Below are 4,363 nucleotides of genomic sequence, written 5' to 3' on the forward strand. Positions count from 1 at the left end.
GGTAGGGCAGGGTAGTTCACTCGAATTCCTCCTGATCGTGATGATAGCGATTGGAGTATTCATTTACGGTCAGTTGGTTCCACAATCTGGTGCAATAGGCTTAGGACTCCTTGGTGTCGTCGGAGCGGTTTCTCTATATGTTTACCAATCGCCCGAGTGAGATGGATTATTTGTTCTGGCAGCTCTGGAGAAGTCAAACCATTTCAATAACTGGTATATTCGCACATAGACCGAGCGTTCCATGTGGCTAGCGTTCGCGCGATTCACCGAGCGCGAAGCGCTCGGCCTTTTTCACCCTAGCGGGACCTACGGCCCCGCTAGTCCCGCACTCGCTCCGCTCGCGCGGACCGTGTTTTTGCGGCAGGGGGTCGCGTAGCGACCCCTTGCCGGAAAAAGATGGTCTAGTTCCCGCGGCCCTGCATCTTCTCTTCTTCGGGGAGATCGACGTTGGCCTCGCCCTTCATGCCGGCGCCGATGTCGGAGGCGATCTCCTCTAAGCGCTCGGGGTCGTCGTGGTTGTTGACGGCGTCGACGACCGCGCGGCCCATCTTCTCGGGGTCCTCGGCGCCGAAGATGCCGGAGCCGACGAAGATGCCGTCGCATTCGTGGTACATCATGAGCGCGGCGTCGGCGGGCGTCGCGATGCCGCCCGCGGCGAAGTTCACGACGGGGAGACGCCCCATCTCGGCGGTCTCGTGGACGAGTTCGCGCGGCGCCTCGTGCTCGCGGGCCCACATGACGCGCTCCTCGTGGTTCATGCCTTCGAGCTTGCGGATCTCCGATTTGATGGTGCGCTGGTGGTGGACGGCCTGATTGACGTCGCCGGTGCCGGCCTCGCCCTTCGTTCGGATCATCGCGGCGCCCTCGTCGATGCGCCGGAGGGCCTCGCCGAGGTTGCGCGCGCCGCAGACGAACGGTGCGGTGAAGTCGCGCTTGTCGATGTGATATTTGTCGTCCGCGGGGGTGAGGACTTCGGACTCGTCGATCATGTCCGCGCCCGCGACCTCCATGATCTCGGCCTCCTTCCGGTGGCCGATGCGGACCTTGCCCATGACGGGGATGGAGACCTCCTCGATGATCTCGTCGATGGTGCCGGGGTCGGCCATCCGCGCGACGCCGCCGCGCTTGCGGATGTCGGCCGGCACGGCCTCTAAGTGCATGACGGCGACCGCGCCCGCGTCCTCCGCGATGCGGGCCTGCTCTGCGTTCACGACGTCCATGATGACGCCGCCCTTCTGCATCCGTGCGAAGCCGCGCTTGACGAGATCCGTCCCGCGCTTGAGGTCCTCTAAGTCCGTCTCGGTCATGTCCGTACGGTAGCGAGGGGATCGTCAAAGGAATGCCGGTTGCGGTGTTCGAACCCGGCCGAACGCCGCTCGCCGCGCGCCCGTCGCCCGTGCGCTTCGTCGCGCCCGCATCCCCACGCTATATGCGCCCCGGGAGTCTCCTCACGTTCATGTCGTCGCTCCCGTCGTGGCTCTACCGCCCGCGCACGAGCCTCCCCGATCCCGAGGGCCTCCCGCGGTACGTCGCGCCGCTCCCGACGTGGCTCGAAGACCTCGGATTGCGCCTCGTCTGGCCGGTCGTGCTCGCGAACGTCCTCGGCACGCTGTTCGGTTTCTGGTACTACGTCCCCCAGCTCTCCGTCGAGCCGACGGCGCTCTGGGTCTTCGTCCCGGACAGCCCGATGGCGACGCTCTTCGTCGCGTGCTCGCTCGCGCTCTGGGCGTCCGGGCGCGGGCGCGAGTGGGTCCACGCCCTCGGCTTCTACGGCTGTCTCGTCCTCGGGCTTTGGACGCCCTTCGTCCTCCTCGTCTTCCGCGCGGGGTTCTCCTACTTGCCGCTCCCGATGTACGCCTTCCTCTTCTGCTCGCACCTCGCGATGGCCGTCGAGGCGTTCGTGATCCACCGGTACGCCGAGTTCCGCGTGCGCGCCGTCGCCGTCGCGTTCGCGTGGTATCTCGCGAACCTCCTCCTCGACTACTTCGTGCCCGTGCTCGGGACGCCCCACCACACGTTCGTCCCCGCGGAGTCCGTCGGATACGCCGTCGGCTCCTTCCTCGGCCAACCGCTCCTCTCCGGGCCGATCGCGCACCCGACGGGCGCGCACCTCCTCGCGGCCGCGGGCGCGGTGACGACGACGCTCCTCGCGACGTTCCTCGCGCTCGCCACCCGCGTCGCGAAGCTCCGAGTCCGAGTGGGTGCCGGTGCCGGTGCCGCCGACTGACCGTGGCCGACGATTTTTGTGGGGCGCCGCCCTCTCTCCGCCGTGTCCCTCTACGAGCGCGTCGCCGACCTCTCACTCCGGATCGACGACACCGGCCGCGAGCGAACCGCCCGCGAGACGTCGAACGGCACCGAACGCGTCACGACGACGTTCGTCCTCTCCGGGCCGGACGCGACGGGCCGCGGCGAGGACGTCACCTACGCCACCGCCGACCACGACGCCCTCGATACCGACTTCCCCGACCTCGTCGGCGAGTGGACGCTCGACTCGTTCTCGGACGCCCTCGCCGGTCGCGACCTGTTCCCGTCGCAGCCGCCCGAACGCGAGGACTTCAGACACTACCGGCGCTGGGCGCTCGAATCGGCCGCGCTCGACCTCGCGCTCCGGCAGGCCGACACCTCGCTCGCCGCCGCCCTCGACCGCGAGCCGTCGCCCGTGCGCTTCGTCGCGTCGACGCGCCTCCCCGACGGCGACACGGACCGCGTCGAGCGTCTCCTCGAACGACGGCCCGACCTCGAGTTCAAGCTCGATCCGACGAGCGACTGGCCGGCGGCGACCTTCGACGCCCTCCGCGAGACGAACGCCGTGCGCATCCTCGACCTGAAGGGGTACTACGAGGGGACCGGGGTCGATCAGGACCCCGACCCGACGCTCTACGAGCGGGTCTTCGACGTCCCCGGCGCGGTCGTCGAGGATCCCGCCGTCGTCGACGACACCCGGGCGCTCGTCGCGGCGAACCGCGAGCGGGTCTCGTGGGACGCGCCGATCACGGGGCTGGCGAGCGTCCGCGACCGCCCGTTCGAGCCGTCGTGGCTGAACGTGAAGCCCTCGCGCTTCGGGAGCGTCGAATCCCTGCTCGATACGATCGAGTGGGCGCGCGCGAACGACGTCAGCCTCTACGGCGGCGGGCAGTTCGAACTCGACGTCGGACGGACGCACGTCCAGTTGCTCGCCTCGCTGTTCTACCCGGACGGGCCGAACGACGTCGCGCCGACGGTGTACAACGACCCGGACGTCCCCGCGGACCCGCCGGCCAGTCCGCTCCCCGCGCCGGCGAACGCGCGGGGGATGGGGTGGGAGTAAAGCTCTTCCACCGTCTCGTCCGTTCGACCTCTTCCACCGTCTCGTCCGTTCGACCGACCGTGCCCTCCGTCGACCGCGCCGCCGCCCGCCGCGCCCCGCGTCGCAACGTCGACCGGACCGTGACACCCCTGTTCGCCGTCGCCGTCCTCGCGTACGGCCCGCCGACGGTTCGCGTGAGCGCGACGCGAAGCGAGACCGTCGTGGCGGTCGTGGTGATCGTGGCGTTCGGGGTTGCGGCGACGCTGTACGAGTATCGCGAGGCGTCCTAACTACCTAAAACAGCGAGAGAGTCCCGCCGTTCACGGCGGGCGTGAATCGCGTCACTCGGCTACGCAAACCACTGGTTACTCCCCTGCCGGAGTCTCCAGGTCGTCGGCGGCGTGGATCAACATCCCGCGCCACGTCAGACCGTGTTCGTTTTTCACGCGTTTGATGCGCTCGTACTGTTCGTCGTCGGGCACTTCGATGTTAACGTGGTTCGACACATCGACTACGAAAACCCGTAGGTTTATGTTAGTTGCGCTCGTACACAGAAGTAGCGATGAAGCGCACCAACGGGTTCGAAGTGGTTCCGCAGTCCGACGAGGACGAGGAGTTGCTTCGCCAACTGTTGGACGCTTCAGTTCGAAGCAGATCGACTCGCTGTACCGAAGACGGACGCGACGGCGCGACCACGCGATGGACGCGCTTGTACGCGACTTGATCGAACGACTGTACGACGAAGGCGTTTCGCCGGTGTACGTCGGCGACCTAACCGACGTACTCGAGACGCACTGGTCGGTTCGGACGAACGCCAAGTTGCACAATTTCTGGGCGTTCCGGCGGTTCGTCGGGCGGCTCGCCGATACCGCCGAGGAGGTCGGCATCACCGTCGAAGTCCGAACGGAAGCGTGGACCTCGCAGACGTGTCCGAACTGCGGGTCGACCGAGGACACGACGCGGCACCAGGACACGCTGACCTGTACCTGTGGCTTCGAAGGCCACGCGGACCTTTCGGCAAGCGAGACGTTCCTGAGGCGGCACGAAGAAGTAGCACGGCCGATGGCACGGCCC

At 67.3% G+C, this 4,363-nt stretch carries 5 protein-coding genes and 1 pseudogene; 4 read left to right on the forward strand and 2 right to left on the reverse strand.

The features are described from left to right. Positions 1-401: 401 nt before the first annotated feature. Positions 402-1,307: a pyridoxal 5'-phosphate synthase lyase subunit PdxS gene (gene pdxS / locus AOZ13_RS12920; protein WP_021780794.1), complete on the reverse strand. Its 906-nt coding sequence runs from the start codon at positions 1,305-1,307 to the stop codon at positions 402-404. A 149-nt stretch (positions 1,308-1,456) separates the two neighbouring features. Between pdxS and AOZ13_RS12925 the strand changes: the two genes are divergently transcribed. The 3 genes from AOZ13_RS12925 to AOZ13_RS12935 are packed head-to-tail and all read left to right on the forward strand — an operon-like array spanning position 1,457 to position 3,579. Beyond that, positions 1,457-2,227, forward strand: coding sequence for a DUF1405 domain-containing protein (locus AOZ13_RS12925; protein WP_049934126.1), 771 nt, complete (start codon positions 1,457-1,459; stop codon positions 2,225-2,227). Positions 2,228-2,269: 42 nt separating this feature from the next. After that, positions 2,270-3,310, forward strand: coding sequence for an enolase-like domain-containing protein (locus AOZ13_RS12930; protein WP_021780796.1), 1,041 nt, complete (start codon positions 2,270-2,272; stop codon positions 3,308-3,310). Between the two features lie 59 nt (positions 3,311-3,369). Next, positions 3,370-3,579 (forward strand): hypothetical protein, encoded by a 210-nt coding sequence (locus AOZ13_RS12935; protein WP_021780797.1) that lies wholly within the window; start codon positions 3,370-3,372, stop codon positions 3,577-3,579. Positions 3,580-3,654: 75 nt separating this feature from the next. On the opposite strand, the gene AOZ13_RS14600 is transcribed toward AOZ13_RS12935, so the two are convergent. Beyond that, on the reverse strand, positions 3,655-3,795 hold the full coding sequence (locus AOZ13_RS14600; protein WP_021780798.1) for a hypothetical protein: 141 nt from the start codon (positions 3,793-3,795) through the stop codon (positions 3,655-3,657). A 127-nt stretch (positions 3,796-3,922) separates the two neighbouring features. On the opposite strand from AOZ13_RS14600, the pseudogene AOZ13_RS12940 reads away from it, so the two are divergent. Further along, positions 3,923-4,363: pseudogene (locus tag AOZ13_RS12940) on the forward strand (zinc ribbon domain-containing protein); the annotation flags it as partial.

This window comes from Halarchaeum acidiphilum MH1-52-1, assembly GCF_000474235.1.
Taxonomy (GTDB): Archaea; Halobacteriota; Halobacteria; order Halobacteriales; family Halobacteriaceae; genus Halarchaeum; species Halarchaeum acidiphilum.